Consider the following 17,575-nt stretch of genomic DNA (forward strand, 5'->3'; position numbering starts at 1 on the left):
CAGCAACAAGGTCAGCAAGGCAACAAAGACCAACAGCAACAAGGTCAGCAAGGTAACAAAGACCAACAACAGACAAATCAGCAGTTGGGGCAACAAAGAAACCAACCACAATCAATGAGTGAAGCTGAGAAAAAACAGCAAGCGAAGGATAATGCACAGCAAGCATTAAGCCAGCAAGCGCAACAGCAAAAACAAGATCAGCAAGACGGTAACAAAGACGATAACCAGCCATCAGCAGTAACAATGCAGCAAGGCAAGCCAAATGGTGACCAGCAGCAAGTGCTTTCAGTTAGTAACCCTATATTGAAAAAACTTGAGCAAGTTCCAGACGATACGGCAGAGTTAATTCGCGCTCAATTAATGTTGCAAGCACAGCAAAGAGCTGAACAGCTGCAAAGTAATAAATCATGGTAATAGAGAAAATGAGAATGTCAGTAAATCAAACAAATTGGGCTAAAAAGTGCCTCTCGCCATGGTTATTACTTCTAACCATGGTGGTAGCATTATTGCCACTACAAGCAATGGCTGCCCAAGCACAAGCGACGGTGTCTAAAAACGTTGTCGCCGTAAATCAAGTGTTTCAATTATCAGTATCCGTTGATACCGCTATCAATCCTGATAGTGTCGATTTTAGTATATTGAGCCCTGATTTTGCATATGGTCAACCTAGTGTTAGCAGTTCGACATCATTAATTAACGGCACTATGTCACGTAATACTACCTGGACAATCGCTATTGCGGCTAAAAAGGTCGGTACTGCGACGATACCTGCTTTTAAAATTGGTGGTTCGCAAACAACACCGATCACTATTACAGTCTTAAAAAGCAGTCAAACTAATAATACTGCCAATACCGATCAATCTAATGTTCGTATGACGGCTGAAATTGATAAAAATACGGTCTATGTCGGCGAAAGTATTAATTATCGAGTTAAGATTTTTATTGGTGAGCAACTGTCCCAAGCTTCATTAAGTGCACCGTCTGGTGATGGGTTAGCGGTATCACAAGTCGGTCAAGATGCACAAAATAATATCGTCCAAAATGGTCGTCGTTATTTAGTGATCACTCGTAACTATCAACTTACGGCGCAAAAAGCAGGTAACATCGTTATTCATGGTCCAACGTTCAGTGGCAGTGCTGTTCGTGGAGCCAATGGCTTTAGCTCTGGTATTACAGTACCCGTAAATAAAAATGCGAGAGATATTAGCTTAACGATCAAACCTAAACCTGCAGATTACAAAGGGCTATGGCTGCCTACGCCTGATTTACAATTACAACAAACATGGCAACCTCAAGTTTCTAACCAAAATGAGATTACCACTAAAGTCGGTGAGCCAATAACACGCACTATTACTTTGCGCATTAAAGATGTTGCTCAAAGTAATATGCCAAATATCAACCTTACCTACCCTGATACCGTACGTATTTACAATGAAAAACCTGAATACCGTACAGAAAATGGCTACAGTGTGATGATCTTAAAGCAAGTCATTATTCCTCGCCAAGCGGGTAATATTGCACTACCACCACTTTCAATTAATTGGTGGAATACCACTACAGCTAAACAGCAGCAAAGTGAAATCAAAGGATTAACGCTAAATGTAACAGCGGATCCAACCGCAAATAGTCAATTTTCACCACCAGCAGCGATGACACCACCAACTACTGCTTCCACCCAACCAATAAAAACGATGGCCTCTGCGGGTATATGGCCATGGACAACACTAGCGTGTGCTATTTTATGGCTAATCACATTAGTGTTATTGGTTAAAAAGCGTCAGCAACCAGTGGTTACAGCGGCAATCGCTACAACACAAAACCCAGATATAGCTACCGCACTTAAAGCAGCGATTAATAATAACGATCCAATTAAAGTACAAACGTATTATCAACAATGGCGTCAACAGCAGTACTCACAGCTTATGAGTCAACCACAGCTGTTACAGCAACTTGATGATGAAGTTAACGCGATGATGGCGAGCCATTATTCAGTACTTAATAGTCCGTGGAATAATCAAACATTGTTGACATTATTAACGCAAGTCAAACAACTCAAGACGATAAAACATACGTCGAAAACATTGACGAGCCTAGATCCTCAATAACACCACAACAGCTGATGAGGCTATATTAATAGCCTCATCATCCTCACTATTATTAATCACTCATTCCCGCAAAAAACACCTCAAAATTTACTCTGTCACCGGTAAGAAAATGTAAGCAAAGCTTACATTTGTTACTATTTAGAATAAAAACCCACTATCAGCTAGCGCATTGTTATCACTTGCATTTTTATTCATATTTTTTATTTACGTGACATATCGCAATAAAATTGCTCATTTTGATATTTAAATGTGACCGCAACGTAATAATGTTTGTTAAAAAATAGCAATAACTATGCTTATTAAAAGAATACTGGCTATTTGAAACAGATCCTGTTAAAAAAATGTTTCTGTTACAAAATATAAAACTCTAAACACAACAATAAAAAATGCAGGATCAACTATGAGTCAATCACAACCTTTTCTTGCCAGGGTCGCTAATGGCAGCTTAGTTATACAAATATTAATCGGTATTGTAGCGGGTGTTGCTTTAGCCGTCATTTCTCCCTCTTCAGCACTAAATATTAGCTTTTTAGGTGGGCTATTTGTTGCCGCATTAAAAGCAGTTGCACCTATATTAGTATTTATTTTGGTAGCATCATCGATTGCTAACCAAAAAAAAGGCACTCATACCAATATGAAGCCAATTATTTTCCTTTATTTATTAGGAACATTATTAGCAGCCTTTACCGCCGTAGCAATGAGCTTTCTTTTTCCTACCACTTTAACGCTCGTTACTAATACAACCTCAATTGCACCACCAGAAGGTATTGCTGAAGTTATTAATTCATTGTTCTTTAAGATTGTTGATAATCCAATCAATGCCTTAATGACTGGTAACTTTATTGGTATTTTGGCATGGGCTATCGCACTTGGTTTTTCATTACACCAAGCAAGCGATGCGACTAAGCAAGTTTTCCAAGATATGTCTGATGGCGTAACATTAATCGTACGCTTTATTATTCGTCTTGCACCCATCGGTATTTTTGGTCTTGTTGCTCATACCTTTGCTCAAACAGGCTTTACGGCATTATTAGGCTATGCACATTTATTAGCTGTATTACTTGGTTCAATGGCAATTATCGCATTAGTTGTTAACCCTATTATTGTATTTGCTAAAATCAAAGCTAACCCTTACCCACTGGTTTTCCGCTGTATACGTGAAAGTGGTATTACTGCCTTCTTTACCCGTAGTTCAGCTGCAAATATTCCAGTCAACATGCGCTTATGTAAAGATCTGAATCTACACGAAGATACTTACTCAGTTTCAATTCCTTTAGGGGCGACGATTAATATGGGTGGTGCGGCAATTACCATCACTATTTTAACCTTGGCTGCTGTGCATACATTAGGTATTGAAGTTGATCTTGCAACAGCAGTATTACTGAGTGTGGTTGCAGCCGTTTCTGCATGTGGTGCATCAGGTGTTGCCGGTGGCTCACTACTATTAATTCCATTAGCAGCAAGCTTATTCGGCATTCCAAATGAAGTTGCAATGCAAGTTGTTGCGGTAGGCTTTATTATTGGTGTTATTCAAGATTCTGCAGAAACAGCGCTCAACAGTTCGACAGATGTGGTATTTACTGCCGCAGCATGCCTTGCAGCAGAGCGTAAACAAGCAAAAGTACTCCTACAAAAATCATAAGTACATTGCTAACAATATAACAACACGACATAAAAATGCGGCTATCAAATGATAGCCACATTTCTTTATAACACTATGATAATTAATTACTATTAGTTGCTTTACGAATAACGTTATTAGAATGATTAATCAGACTATTAACCGCTTTTTTCTTCTTCTTTGTTACTGCTCGCTTAACACTTTTCTCAGCATAAGTACCATTTTTAACTTCATTAATGGTTCTTTGAGTATTGTTATATTTATTCTGAGTACCATTAACAGCATTTTCAATATGAGAAAGCTGTTTATTGACTTGATGCAATTTTTTGAGTCCACCTTCAGCATGTACAACTGTCGAGGTCGTAAGCAATACAATTAACGGCATAAAGCAAAAAGTTCTTTGTCGCATTATTAATACCTCTAAATATAATATTCATTCTTATTATGCAAATATTACCTACAAAAGCATCGATTTCAGACTAAAATGTAATAATAAAAACCAAAAAAGGCTATTATTATTGCATTTTAATACTTAATCTGGTCGTTATTCGAATAAATGAAGCAAATATCGAAATTTCAATATTGATGAAAAAATCTAATGACGATGATTGAATTATTTAGTTGGTAACTCTATGTCTACGCCCGATAAAATCGTCTGATATAGACAAACGTTACCCCTAACGTCCTATCCTCAACATCGTTAAAAGAGGGCTTCGTCATGGCGACTATCACTGCGCATCATACTGGTTACACCATCGCAAAATCAGCCGTAACTAAAGCAAGCAAACAGCTTTCAGCCGCGGGTTATTTTACTGATATTTTCTGTATCGATCGTCGATTTAGATTAGTAATCACTAACGACAAGCAATTGCCTTATGAATATGCTATTCATTTTATTCCCAGTGTCGATGGTGATAACACCCATCTTGAGGTCTTTATCAAAAACGACCAGCAGCGCTATTTTGTCGACGATTTTTCAGAGCCTGAACTCATCGCTGATATTATTAATCACTACCAACATTACAGTCGCAGCGAGTTTTAACGTAACAACAAAAAAACAATAGAGGTCATATGCTTGAACATTTAACCAGCATAATCACTGAGCTCTGTAGCATTATCATTGTCACCGCTATTTTTAGCAGTTTGTTTCTTTATACTCGCCAACCTATTATTCTTGCTTATATCTTTACAGGGATTGTTATTGGTCCATATGGGCTACAACTGGTGACTAATGCCACCAGCATTAGTCAAATGGGCCATCTTGGCGTTATTCTATTGCTGTTTATTCTCGGCTTAAATCTTCAACCTCAGCGACTATTACACCTCTTTAAACAAAGTGCGGTCATCACCCTTGTCAGTTGTTCACTATTTTTTATTAGTGGCTTTTTATTTGCGCTGTTAATCAACCTTAGCGTTAGTGACGGGTTAATTACTGCGGCAGCAATGATGTTTTCTAGCACCGTGATTGGGCTAAAATTAATTCCAACCACAACCCTTCACCATTTACGCATGGGAGAAATAATGACCAGCATCTTACTGATGCAAGACATTATTGCTATCAGTGTATTACTGCTACTTAATATCGATACTCACCAGAGCCTCACGCTTAGTTTAAGCGTATTAATCATTAAATTACTCGCTATCATCATCAGCGCTTACTTTGCGGTTAAATACATTATGCTGCCGCTATTAAAACAGTTTGATGTTATTCAGGAATACAGTTTTATCGCAACATTAGCCTGGTGTTTTTTATGGGCTGTTTTAAGTGACAGTATTGGGCTATCTTATGAAACAGGGGCATTTATCGCTGGCATCACTCTTGCTGTCAGCCCGGTATCACAAGCAATTGCGGTTCATCTCAAACCCTTGCGCGAGTTTTTCCTGATCTTATTTTTCTTTGCTATCGGTGCCAAAATCAATCTATGGGACAGTGATATCTATACAGTTTTGGGAATTATTTTTGGTATCTGCTTAATTCGTATTAAAGCATGGGGATTTAAAATAGCACTAATATTGGCCCATGAAAACCAGAGTAAAAATGTTGAGTTACGGGCACGATTAAGTCAAGCCAGCGAGTTTTCATTGCTGCTAGTGTATGCCGCTGTCACTCAAGGTTTATTGTCAGATCAAGGAAAAACCTTCATCGAAACCGTCACTATTACGACCTTTGTTATTTCAACCTATTGGATTGTACGTCGCTATCCAACCCCGATATCAATGGTGAATAATCTACGTAAAGATTAACCCCAATGATTGCTCTCCTTGAGGTATAAAAAAACCTGCCACTGAATAAACAGTGGCGGGTGAACCGGAATACAAACGTTATTATTATAATATTTTACTTACAGTTACATTGACCAAACATAGAATACTTGTGCTTTCATTCGAATAATAATGCCACGAATAACATCGAGAAAACCCAGAAAACTAATCGGTTTTTCAGCACTCACCCACGCAAGTCCAACCGAGCCTACAGGAATATCATAATCTTCGGTTTCATATAGTTTTAAGCGTACAAAATGATGTTTATTGGCAATATTTGCGCCTGTTGTTTGGCGTACATTTGTTTCACGGCCAATTAAATTACCCTGTGACTCACCCGTTGCTTCAACAATACCTTCGACTTCAGCAGCAAATACTTTACCAGGGTAGACAGCTGAGGCAAACTCTGCCATCTGCCCGGGTTTAACATTACGAATAGCTTGATGGTTAACCCGCATCAGCACATATTTTTCATCGGTATACATTTGGATCCGTGGCACAGAGCCGACAAACTGCCCTTCACGCATAATGAAGTTAGTGACAAATCCATCTGCTGGCGCATACACCTTGGTATTGTCTAAATCCCATTGTGCTTTAGCGACATTTTCTTTCGCAGTCACAACATCAACATCGCGACTATTCACGCTTAATTGTGCTTTTTCTATACTTAGTTGTGCTTTTTTAACGGCAATATGCGCCTTTTCAATTTGTGACTCCAACATCACTTGTTGAGATTTAGCCACTGCAACTGCGGTGCGCTGTTCATCTAACATACTTGCTGTGACAGTATGTTTTACAACATTATTTTGTTTCACATAACGAGCAAGCATCGCACTTTTTAACTGGTGATCAGCCTTTGCTGCCACTAATTGCTTGGTCGCGATATCAATATCTTTCACTGCAGCTGTTGCTGAGGCTTGTGCCATTTCAATATCTTGCTCTGCCATTTTGCGAGCAACTTTAGCAGCCTCAAGGCTTGCTTGAGCTTTGTTAAGTGCAATTTCATATGGCTCAGGCTCTAACTCATACACTAATTGGCCTTGAGTCACTTTGCTATTTGGCTCAACATAAATCGCTTTCACACGACCATTAATCGACGTCGATGCTGGTCGTAATTGCACGTGAGGTGACTGCACTAACGAGCCACCAGATAAATCCATCGGCGCATAAGTAATTAATCCAAACCACACAAACACCAACCAACTACCACCGCCAATATACGCAAAAGATTGGGTGAATTTATTCCAAGGCATGCCCACTAAACGCAGTAAATAAATAAACAAAGCCCATACAGCTAAACCTTCTAACATGCTATTTCTCCTCAGTATTAGTCGGTTCAACAATAGGTGCAGGAATACGATCGCCATGCCAAATATCACGCAGACGACGCAATGCTTGCTCACCATCAACAAACGCAATAATCACCGCTAATACCCATACCCAATGCCAAACAAAGCCTATCCACGTTAATGCTGTTATTAAGCCTATTTGATGATGCTCTTTAGTCGACGCTTTATGGATTGGTAATTCATGTATTTTCCAAAAACCTATTGCCACCGCAGCAACAGTGGCAATCAATACCACCCCAGCAAAGACACTTAATACCGTATCAACATTGGTACCAACAAAAGGCATACTCAATAAACTCATTTACATCTCCGATTCAAAAGCCATCACTCATGCAGTGATGAATACAGCCATTGTGGAGATAGCTCACACTAACAACACAATTAGAGTCTGATTAAATTAAAAATAGCTACATTTTGATATAATCAGTCCACAACTAGCCGTGTTCGATAATGAATACTCACTCAATATCGTTATCGCGATGAGGATACTAATGATAAATATTGCTTTTATTCGTACCGCTTACCTCAAACCATTAGAACTCGGCTTACAAAAGCACTATGGCATCCGTCTTACTGAGTTAGGTATTCCCGCCCAACTGCTCAAAGAGCCGACATCGTTAATTCCTTTTAATGATTATTTGCATTGGCTAGAACAGATTGAAGAATTAACCGGCGATCCCACTTATATGATCAAACTGGCAGCCGATCTTAGCTTTGAAAATATTGGCGCACTTGGTAATTGGTATGTTAGTTGTCCAGATCTTGCGTTAGCCTTTCGCCGCATTAACTATGGCATTTCGTGCTTACAAGGCGGAGCGTCTTATCATGGGGAGCAATCGGGGAAGATCGTCAAGTGGGTATATAACAACAGCTATGCACATGGTAATGGCGCTAGCTTTGATAGTCTCAAAGTCGCTATTTTATTCACGCAAGTTAGCCGTAATTATATGGGGGATGATTATGTGCCGATAAAAGTCGAGTTATATGGCCCTGAAATCACAGATCCTGCCATTCAACAGTTTTTTGGGTGTCCTATTACATGGCAAGCAGCGGCGACCAAGGTATGGCTTAATCTGTCGATATTAGAGCATGGTAATCAACGTCCATTACCAATAATCAAACCTATTTTAGTGTCAAATTTACAACTTGATGATTTGCTCAATATGCCACAGCCACAAGATATCGCTAAAGTTATGTTTGAAATCATTAACTATTCACGTTACTACGGCTATCCAACCCTTGATTTTGCAGCGGAAAAAGTTGGTTTATCGCGGCAACAATTACAACGCCAATTACAACGCCAATTACAACGCCAATTACATGATTATGGTTGGACATTCACCGGCACTACCAATTATATTTTATGCAATGTCGCCATAAAATATATGCTGTCAGGTACGAGTATTCCCGCTATAGCGACACTACTGGGTTACAGCAATGTTCAAAGTTTTAATAAAGCTTTTAAACGTAATCGGGGCTTAACTCCAGCCCAATATCAACATCAGCTCTTAGAACGTAGTCTCAATTAAGTGCTATATAACTTAAAAAATATAAAAAACGCTAAATAATATCGATTATTTAGCGTTTTCTTGTGACCACACTGTCACATTTATGCCATTGCATGGACTAATTTATTTGATGTCGATTGTTGAGGTTGGGGTTTTATTTCTGCATCAACAAAACGTTCTTTGATCGTCGATATCAATACAATCGGCCCCATCATAGTCACTTTAAGCGGTGTACCACTTAAACCAAATTGAAGATCTGATGGATCTGATGTTGAGTAATTATAACGACAATCAAATTTATCGCTCGCCATATGAAGTAAATCATAGTCTTTTCGATGGCATGAAATATGTGCACACCAATACATTGCATCAATAATTTCATCTTGACGCATTGCGCGGATCACAAACCGCCAACTTCCTTCTTCACCATAAAAATCAACAGGAAACTGATTTTTTTCTTTCTTCTTCTCAACAACAAGTCAAACCTTCCACAGCCCAGTTAATGCTTTAAGTTATCCCAAAATTCAATCATAGACCTTAAAAAAAGAGATACCAATAACAATTTGAATTATTTCAAACTCATCAATTACATAAATTATGCAGCTCTTATGAACAGTTTAAAATTAAAATATGATAAAAAAATAAGGGATTAATAATAAAAAAGTGAGGATTATGAATAAATCTATTCTCATTGAGATATATTTATTTACATTTTAGGGGTTGTGTTTGAAAAATCTCTGCCTATAATGCTGAAAACCGGAACGTCTGCCAACGCTCCGGTTTTTTTGCGCCCGCTAAACAGCAAAAAAAGTTACCTGCCAGTAACGATTTTTACGAGGGCTGCATTCTATTAATTTGTAAGGAATACAAATCATGCGTATCGAACAAGATCTAAAGTTAGGCTTTAAAGATGTTTTATTTCGTCCAAAACGCTCAACGTTGAAAAGTCGCTCTCAAGTTGATTTAACCCGTGATTTTACATTCAAACATAGTGGCCGTCAATGGTCAGGCGTGCCAATTATTGCTGCTAATATGGATTCAGTTGGTAGTTTTGATATGGCAATCGCGTTATCACAGCATAAAGTAATGACAGCTATTCATAAGCATTACACTGTTGAGCAATGGGCAGAATTCATTAGTGCTAACGATGCATCAGTATTAAACAACGTAATGGTATCAACCGGTACGTCTGAAGCTGATTTTCAAAAAACTAAAGACATCATGGCGCTAACTAACGACATTATCTTTATCTGTATTGATATTGCTAATGGTTACTCTGAGCACCTTGTTGAGTACGTTGAGCGTGTGCGCGCACAGTTCCCAGATAAAGTCATCAGTGCGGGTAACGTTGTTACTGGTGATATGGTTGAAGAGTTAATTCTTGCTGGCGCTGATATTGTTAAAGTCGGTATTGGCCCAGGTTCTGTATGTACTACCCGTGTTAAAACTGGCGTAGGTTACCCTCAGCTTTCAGCTATCATTGAATGTGCTGATGCTGCTCACGGCCTTGGTGGTCGTATTGTCGGTGACGGTGGTTGTGCATGTGCAGGTGATGTAGCAAAAGCGTTTGGCGGCGGCGCTGATTTCGTGATGCTTGGCGGTATGCTTGCAGGTCACACTGAAAGCAACGGTGAAGTTATCGAGCAAGACGGTAAGCAGTTCATGAAGTTCTACGGCATGTCGAGCCAGAGCGCGATGGACAAGCACTCAGGTGGGGTTGCAACATACCGCGCAGCTGAAGGTAAAACGGTATTATTGCCTTACCGTGGTTCAGTTGAACACACGATTCAAGACATCATGGGCGGCGTACGTTCTACTTGTACTTATGTTGGTGCAGCGCAACTTAAAGAACTAACAAAACGCACAACATTCATCCGTGTACAAGAGCAAGAAAATAACGTTTACGGTAAAGAATAAGCTTACTTGATACTGAGCAATTACTTGCGTATTAAGTTTTAAAAGCAATATTAGGCCAGAGTAAAGACACTGTTCTTACTCTGGCTTTTTTTATTCTTTTTCAACAACAACTGTTATTGAATATAGTGCAAGATCGCGAGGGCGATAGGGAATCTACTGATCACGCGTTGAGTAAATCTCAAATTCTGTAAAAAGTGACAGCGTCACATATACCGTAATGGGATTTAAGCCAACAGACATCATGTATGATAGCTATAGCCTTAAAAGCAATAAAAAAACCAGAGTAAGATACAGCCCTCACTCTGGCATGAGATTACGTTACGCACTATCAAACATCGTTTCATCATCAGGAATTGATTGAATATGCCCACAAATACAAATAATCGTATGGTCACCTTCAAGGTATTCTGATTCACCACAGACCTCACATACATAAATTGGTTTTATTTCTGACATAGGCGGCCTCCTTTGTGTCCCTCTATTTTCAGCAAAACATACCAATCAACAATATATACTTATTCAGCCCGTTACTTACCTCTATATTTATCGCTATGACATACATAATAATTACAGTGATATTAATGCGTTAGTCACGTAATTAGTAAAAAACATTTACACCATGCGATAAAGTTATACCAATGCTGAGTAAAATATTCAGTTTACAAATCGGCACTAAACCATTAATCAAGCGTTTAGCCTATAACAAAATACGACCAAATCTAAGGTATTAACTATTAGACAATTTATTAATTATGCCTGTTCTACACTCTGAAGAGATCGAATTTGGAGGGTAAGATTATGGATGCTATCGATCCGGTATTGCTCACTTTATTGCCGCAGGATATTAAAAACCTGTTTTTTCCTTATGCTAGTGTGCAGTTGTGGGCGCTGTTACTTAACTTATTATTAGGTTTTGGATTAGCATCTATTATTGGTATCCATTTTCGGCATTACTCTTCTGCTTTTTGTAACCGCCAAGACTTCTCGCGTTTATTTCCGTTGTTAATGCTAACCGTTATTTTAATTATTACCGTTGTTAAAGCATCACTCGCTTTAGCCTTAGGGCTTGTCGGCGCACTGTCTATTGTGCGTTTTCGAACCCCAATTAAAGAGCCTGAAGAGTTAATCTACCTGTTTTTAAACATTGGTATTGCGGTGGCTTTAGGTGCAGGACAAACATTAGCAGCTCTATTAGCCTGCGCCGTCACCTTAGTGTTAGTAACATGGACTAAACGTCACAATATCGACGTTGCCCAAGAACAAGGACTATTTTTATCGATAAACGATCATAGCGAAGATGAAATCACGGTATCAGTAAATGAGCTAAAACACTTGCTTGCCAGCCATAGTGAGCGCTTAGAACTAAGACGTTTTGATTGTGATAAACATAGCTTTAGTGCGACGTTTTTTATTACCGCCACAGAAGTAGAACAACTAGACCACTGCCTCGCATTATTAAAGCAACGCTTTCCTACGATTAGGATCTCATTGCTTGAACAACACAATATTGCTGGAGTATAACGGTGAAGCTTACGCCGAATAAACACGGATTAACCGCTACCGAACGGATTGTAATTACTGTTGTTAGTATTATGATCCTTGTACTCGCATTGCCCTCTATTAGCTATTTTAAAACCCAATTAATCCACTCAGGTTATGTTGCTCTTTCGAGTACACCAACGACTAAAATCCACCAGCTGACAACGGATATATTGCATGCTCCTATGCGTTGGTTGTATGCCAATCATCAGTTACCCGTGATCATGGTTGATATTGATTATCCTGAATGGAAAAAACTGGCAGATAACCGTCAGCAAGCGATTGAGCAAGGTGCTATCCCTGCCATAAGAGCGCAAGTACCCGCTAAAATAGCCTTTAATAATAAGAGCTTTAATGCCGATGTTCGCTTACAAGGTGATCTGCTTGATCATGTTAGTAGTCATCAGCGGTGGTCGCTAAAAGTTGATCTAAAAAAACAACATGCCATCTTAGACTCACAACGTTTTGCGCTTATTAGTCCGCATGTGCGAGTACATCAAGGGCCGGTACTTTTTGCACAAACGCTACACTTAGCCAAGTTTAATATTATTTCTCCGCAATACACCCCAGTTAAAGTGATCGTTAATGGCGATGATTGGGGAGTGATGTACCACGAACAAGGATTTGGCCAAGATTTACTCGCGACCCATAACAGAACTGAAGGGATGATCTTACGCCTCGATCTTAATTCACAACAGATTGAAAATAATCATGTAAGCCGCCAATTAACACCTCGAGTTATCCAACAAAAACGCATCAGCCGTAAATTGGAGCTTAATTATCAACGTCAATTAGCATTAACTCTACTGAGTGATTTTATTAATGGTAACCGCAGTGCCAGTGATGTTTTTGACAGCCAACTATTAGGTCAATATCTGGCAACAGTTGATGTTTGGGGCGCATGGCATGCACTGACATGGAATAATTGGCGTTGGTATTATAATCCACATACAGCAAAACTAGAGCCGATTCAAAGTGATGTTGCAATATCACCGAGTCGCCACCAATTGTTAATCCGCCCACCCAGTGAAACATTACTAATCAGCAAAACAATGCGTGCTGACTCTGAAGTTGAGCGCCATTATCAAGCGGCATTGCAGAGGTTAGCAGCCCTAATCAAATCAGGTGACTTACAGCAACATTTAAATACCATTCAGCACGCTCAACGGGCGATGCTAGATGGCAGTGCCCCACTGACACCGTGGTTTGATAGCTCACTGTTAACCACTCAGATCACTTGCTTACAGCAGCAATACCGCAGCCATAATTGCAATTTAATAAAGCCACTCGCGGCTGAATATCATCTTAATATGACCGCTATGCGAGCGACACCGTTATGGGAGTTAGCAAGCTTTTATAACCATCAACAGCAGTTAACCATTACTAATCCAACTCAAGCATCGTTATATGTGCAGCGGTTGGTCGGTTTTAATTCAGCTAATCAACCCATTGCCATAGAAGAAGCCAATAGTCAGTTACCTTTAGAGCTACAGCCAGAGCAAACACTTACTCTCAAGCTTCCCCACAGCATAGATTCAGTTGAAGTTAGCACCGCGACACCTACGGCAACCTTAGCTAAAGTGCGCTTAATTCCGCAGCAATTGCAAGCTCCGTTTTTGCCACGGCCTTTAAACCAGCCCAATCTGAGTGACTACCCATTTATTGAAGTTGGTAATGATTATTGGAAAATCCCTGCTGGTCGGTGGCATATAAAGCACAGATTACGCACTCCAGCCAACTGGCAGCTGATAATTACTGCTGGTACGGAGTTAGTGTTTGAGCCACAAGCTGGGATCATGGTCTTTGGACACCTGACCATTAACGGAACCGCAACAGCACCTGTTGCACTGAGCGCAAACAACCATCAACCTTGGGCGGGAGTCGTAGTTTTTTCAACGCCAACGGCAATACCGAGCGTAGTAAAGCATGTCAATATTGCTGATGTTGGTAGCCCAAAACAAGGGCTTTGGCGTCCACGCGGAGCAATCAGTTTTATTAATACTAAGGTTGAGATCAACCAGGCGCAAATACACCATAACCACACCGAAGATGCGTTAAATATTGTTAACAGTGAAATTAATATTAATCACTTAACCTTGAGTCACATTCTATCTGATGGCTTTGATTGCGATTTCTGCCGTGGCAGCATTAGTAATAGCCGCTTTGATCATATCGGCGCTCGCTCTGGTGGGGATGGGATTGATGTCAGTGGCTCAATATTAACATTAACTAAGCTTGAGTTTAGCCATATTCGCGATAAAGCCATTTCAGTGGGAGAACAGAGCCAGATCACGGCGACAGATATTGCGATTAGTGATGCAAATATTGGTTTAGTCGCTAAAGATGGCTCCCAGATCGACGCCTTCAATATCCGTGGCCGCAATATTCACTATTATGGCTTAATGAGTTACCGCAAAAAGAACCTCTTTGACGGTGCAACTGTCACGGTTAATAACTGGCAATGTACTGATTGTAAACATAAAGTCATGGCAGCAACAGGTAATAGTTTAGTCATTGATGGTCAAGCGGTTACGCCACAAAAACTCAATGTCAGCCAGCTTTACAACACCATTATGAAACCGGATAAACCGCAATGAATTCACGTTTTGAAGTTAAAATACCGATTCCATTAAATCGCTTACAACTGCTAGAGAATTGGTTAACCTTGCATCCGTTACTGTTTCATCGTCATTATGAAACACGTTATATTAATAGCTTATACCTTGATAATCCGTTTTTAGATCGTTACCAAGAAAACTTAAGTGGCATCAGCGAACGTAAGAAAACCCGCCTGCGTTGGTACCATCAACTCGCTCGCCCTACCAATGCCATGCTTGAACATAAATACCGCCGTGGCGGTAAAGGCTGGAAAATACAGCACCCGGTTAGCTTTGATTGGCAACCAGATAACCCTTGCTGGTCGCGCGTATTACAGCAATACTTTGTTACCCTTCCTGCAGATATTCAAGCCACTATCGGTAACGAGCAAAGTCCAATTGTGATCATTCGTTATCAGCGCGATTATTATATTTCAGCGGATGGTAAATTAAGGCTAACGTTTGATCGTAATATGGAATGTTATGACCAACGCTATTTTGATGGTGCCAATTTTAGCCATGCCACTCGCTTAGGCGAATATGTGCTACTTGAAATAAAAACCGCTGCCGACAACGAACAGGCATTATCACGTTTAGTTGGATCATGCCCGCTACGCCCTTCACGTCATTCAAAATACGTGAATGCTATTCGACAGCTAATTTGGTTATAAATCAGTTAATCTTACTCGTAAGACTATGATTTAGGCTAATTCAAGCTTTAACACTCCGCTTTTAGCGCGTGAAACACAAGGGGTCATATAGGTTTGTCGCTCTCGTGCTGATAACACCGTATCTCGATGATCAACATCACCGCTATATTTTACCTTACAGCGACCACAAGTGCCGGTTTCACAAGCTGAATCAAGACGTAATCCATGTGCTCTTATGGCATCAAGTAATGACTGTTTGGCACTAACGCTAAATTCAACCTCCGTTCCAGCCTGCGAAACGATAGCAGTAAATGCATTATCATCAGCATGTTCAGCGGGACTAAAGTTTTCAAAATGAACATTATTGTCATGCCAATGGCTCGCATTATCACGCACTAACTGTACGAAAGCTGGACTACCACAGCTATAAACATGTGAACCGCGCTGATGAGTATTTAGCAGTTGCGCTAAATCAAGTCGCTGGGCCGACGTATAAAGGTGAATATTAGCGGCATACGCTGATAGCTCATGCTTAAACGGGTAATCATCGATGTTATCAACACAATAATGCAATTCAAACTGTTCTTGATGCGCTATTGCTTCATCGATCATCGAAAGAAACGGCGTGATCCCAATCCCTGCTGCAACAAAGAGATGATGTTTATCACGTGCCATTTCAAAGAAATTAGTCGGTTCATACACTGATAATACGTCACCTACTTTTAGTTGCTGGTGCATATATTGTGAGCCACCTTGGCTATCTCGCGCTTGCTGCACTGCAATTTGATATACCCCTTCAACAGTAGAATCACACAATGAATAACTGCGTTTTAACCCATTGGGTAATTTAAGGGTGATGTGCGCGCCAGCACTGAATGGAGGCAAAGCGCCAAGATCAGTACGACTTAAATAAAAGCGTTTAATGGTGGCAGATTCTTCGACTATTTTAACTACTCGCATTTCAAGTTTAATTAAACTTTCAAGGCGCGAGTGCCAGTCTTCAACCTCGTTAGTTTCAAGACGATGTTGAAATACGCCTTTCACTTCCGCACCTAATTCAGGCAATGCCGCCAGTTCAGTAGTAGCGGCTAAATTATCAGTTTCAACATATAAATAATGCTGCACATTGGCAATTGTCCACTGTGGATAAGGACGTTCAATGACGCGTATTTGATCGTTTACGCTAATTTGACCCGCTTGCAATACACGATAAAACCAACCTGTTTTATTATTATTCTGTGAATAACGCGAAATAGTCGGCTCATTAAAACGGTGATTAAGCTTAAAACAAGGCTGTCTTGGCTGCGCAACTTCTAACACCACTGTACCTACAGCAATTTTATCGCCAATACAGATATTATGCTCATTCATACCAGCAACAACTAGGTTTTCGCCATAGCCACCACTAACAAATAAAGACGCGGACTTCGGAAACGTGTGCTGCAGCTCGGCATAATAATCATAATCAAATTGCAGCACTGCGCGCTCAACACCACCATGAAATGATTCCGCTTGCTCATCACCCTCTAATCCCAATAAGGTAACGCTAACCGTATTCGCGGGTGTTTTTTCAATAGCCGTTCTAAAAAAGTAAGCTTGACTACTTACGCGACCATAACGCAATTGTTCAATAGTTGAGTGTGGCAGCATAATAATGTCCTTTTGGGCTATTAATAATTATTGCGCCCATAAAAAAGGTCGCTCAGCCCTATTATATAAGCTATATGCGACCTTAGGTATTTAGTTATTAGCAAACTTATTTTTGAAGTTGCTCTTTTGCTGCTTCTACTTTTGAAAAGTCTAATCCTAGCTCTTCAACTGCTTCTTTAATCAGCGCTGGATTTTGCATAACTTGTGCCATTAGCATTTGCAGTTTATCTTGTGGTAAACCTAGCTGGCTAATGGTTGCCATTGCTGCAAGAGGGTTTTGAGTTAATGTTTGGAAAATACTGTTGATCTGCTCATCACTAATATTATTCTCTTTCAACAACGCAATAATCGGGTTCATGACACTACCTTTTTTGTAA

At 39.9% G+C, this 17,575-nt stretch carries 16 protein-coding genes and 1 pseudogene; 10 read left to right on the top strand and 7 right to left on the bottom strand.

What is annotated here, in order from left to right:
- From BTN98_RS11335 to sstT, 3 genes and pseudogenes are all read left to right on the top strand, one after another.
- Nucleotides 1-414, top strand: a pseudogene (locus BTN98_RS11335) (hypothetical protein); the annotation flags it as partial.
- Between the two features lie 14 nt (nucleotides 415-428).
- Nucleotides 429-2,105, top strand: coding sequence for a BatD family protein (locus BTN98_RS11340; RefSeq protein ID WP_060996699.1), 1,677 nt, complete (start codon nucleotides 429-431; stop codon nucleotides 2,103-2,105).
- Between the two features lie 400 nt (nucleotides 2,106-2,505).
- Nucleotides 2,506-3,747 (top strand): serine/threonine transporter SstT, encoded by a 1,242-nt coding sequence (gene sstT, locus BTN98_RS11345; protein ID WP_060996700.1) that lies wholly within the window; start codon nucleotides 2,506-2,508, stop codon nucleotides 3,745-3,747.
- A gap of 82 nt (nucleotides 3,748-3,829) precedes the next feature.
- Here the strand turns inward: sstT and BTN98_RS11350 are convergent, their stop codons facing one another.
- On the bottom strand, nucleotides 3,830-4,135 hold the full coding sequence (locus BTN98_RS11350) for a hypothetical protein (protein ID WP_065190261.1): 306 nt from the start codon (nucleotides 4,133-4,135) through the stop codon (nucleotides 3,830-3,832).
- A 309-nt stretch (nucleotides 4,136-4,444) separates the two neighbouring features.
- Here BTN98_RS11350 and BTN98_RS11355 point away from each other — a divergent pair, with 309 nt between their 5' ends.
- Together BTN98_RS11355 and BTN98_RS11360 are read left to right on the top strand one after the other, a co-directional pair.
- Entirely contained in the window at nucleotides 4,445-4,768 is a 324-nt protein-coding gene (locus BTN98_RS11355; RefSeq protein ID WP_060996702.1) for a hypothetical protein, read from the top strand.
- Nucleotides 4,769-4,797: 29 nt separating this feature from the next.
- On the top strand, nucleotides 4,798-5,970 hold the full coding sequence (locus tag BTN98_RS11360; RefSeq protein WP_060996703.1) for a cation:proton antiporter: 1,173 nt from the start codon (nucleotides 4,798-4,800) through the stop codon (nucleotides 5,968-5,970).
- A gap of 104 nt (nucleotides 5,971-6,074) precedes the next feature.
- Here the strand turns inward: BTN98_RS11360 and BTN98_RS11365 are convergent, their stop codons facing one another.
- Nucleotides 6,075-7,298 (bottom strand): HlyD family secretion protein, encoded by a 1,224-nt coding sequence (locus tag BTN98_RS11365; protein WP_060996704.1) that lies wholly within the window; start codon nucleotides 7,296-7,298, stop codon nucleotides 6,075-6,077.
- A gap of 1 nt (nucleotide 7,299) precedes the next feature.
- The gene (locus BTN98_RS11370; RefSeq protein WP_060996705.1) at nucleotides 7,300-7,638 is read right to left on the bottom strand and encodes a hypothetical protein; all 339 of its coding nucleotides are present in this window, start codon (nucleotides 7,636-7,638) and stop codon (nucleotides 7,300-7,302) included.
- Between the two features lie 190 nt (nucleotides 7,639-7,828).
- Here BTN98_RS11370 and BTN98_RS11375 point away from each other — a divergent pair, with 190 nt between their 5' ends.
- Entirely contained in the window at nucleotides 7,829-8,866 is a 1,038-nt protein-coding gene (locus tag BTN98_RS11375; RefSeq protein ID WP_060996706.1) for an AraC family transcriptional regulator, read from the top strand.
- Nucleotides 8,867-8,946: 80 nt separating this feature from the next.
- Here BTN98_RS11375 and BTN98_RS11380 read toward each other — a convergent pair whose 3' ends face one another.
- Nucleotides 8,947-9,249, bottom strand: a complete 303-nt coding sequence (locus tag BTN98_RS11380) for a hypothetical protein (protein ID WP_240616118.1) — start codon at nucleotides 9,247-9,249, stop codon at nucleotides 8,947-8,949.
- A gap of 469 nt (nucleotides 9,250-9,718) precedes the next feature.
- Between BTN98_RS11380 and BTN98_RS11385 the strand changes: the two genes are divergently transcribed.
- Nucleotides 9,719-10,762 (top strand): GMP reductase, encoded by a 1,044-nt coding sequence (locus BTN98_RS11385; RefSeq protein ID WP_060996707.1) that lies wholly within the window; start codon nucleotides 9,719-9,721, stop codon nucleotides 10,760-10,762.
- 318 nt (nucleotides 10,763-11,080) lie between these two features.
- On the opposite strand, the gene BTN98_RS20315 is transcribed toward BTN98_RS11385, so the two are convergent.
- Nucleotides 11,081-11,218 carry a hypothetical protein gene (locus tag BTN98_RS20315; protein WP_156451823.1) on the bottom strand — a complete coding sequence of 46 codons (138 nt, stop codon included), beginning with the start codon at nucleotides 11,216-11,218 and terminating at the stop codon, nucleotides 11,081-11,083.
- A gap of 342 nt (nucleotides 11,219-11,560) precedes the next feature.
- Between BTN98_RS20315 and BTN98_RS11390 the strand changes: the two genes are divergently transcribed.
- From BTN98_RS11390 to BTN98_RS11400, 3 genes are read left to right on the top strand one after another with little or no spacing between them, the layout of a single operon-like run.
- On the top strand, nucleotides 11,561-12,283 hold the full coding sequence (locus tag BTN98_RS11390; RefSeq protein ID WP_060996708.1) for a DUF4956 domain-containing protein: 723 nt from the start codon (nucleotides 11,561-11,563) through the stop codon (nucleotides 12,281-12,283).
- A gap of 2 nt (nucleotides 12,284-12,285) precedes the next feature.
- On the top strand, nucleotides 12,286-14,898 hold the full coding sequence (locus tag BTN98_RS11395) for a CotH kinase family protein (RefSeq protein ID WP_060996709.1): 2,613 nt from the start codon (nucleotides 12,286-12,288) through the stop codon (nucleotides 14,896-14,898).
- A complete protein-coding gene (locus BTN98_RS11400) occupies nucleotides 14,895-15,569 on the top strand; it encodes a polyphosphate polymerase domain-containing protein (protein WP_060996710.1) in 675 nt (224 codons plus the stop codon). Before BTN98_RS11395 ends, BTN98_RS11400 begins: the two co-directional genes overlap by 4 nt.
- 30 nt (nucleotides 15,570-15,599) lie before the next feature.
- Here the strand turns inward: BTN98_RS11400 and BTN98_RS11405 are convergent, their stop codons facing one another.
- Together BTN98_RS11405 and BTN98_RS11410 are read right to left on the bottom strand one after the other, a co-directional pair.
- Nucleotides 15,600-17,198: an MOSC domain-containing protein gene (locus tag BTN98_RS11405; RefSeq protein ID WP_060996711.1), complete on the bottom strand. Its 1,599-nt coding sequence runs from the start codon at nucleotides 17,196-17,198 to the stop codon at nucleotides 15,600-15,602.
- A 106-nt stretch (nucleotides 17,199-17,304) separates the two neighbouring features.
- Nucleotides 17,305-17,556 carry a DUF2999 family protein gene (locus BTN98_RS11410; protein WP_036791291.1) on the bottom strand — a complete coding sequence of 84 codons (252 nt, stop codon included), beginning with the start codon at nucleotides 17,554-17,556 and terminating at the stop codon, nucleotides 17,305-17,307.
- Nucleotides 17,557-17,575: the final 19 nt, after the last annotated feature.

Source organism: Photobacterium aquimaris, assembly GCF_002954455.1.
GTDB classification, from domain to species: domain Bacteria; phylum Pseudomonadota; class Gammaproteobacteria; order Enterobacterales; family Vibrionaceae; genus Photobacterium; species Photobacterium aquimaris.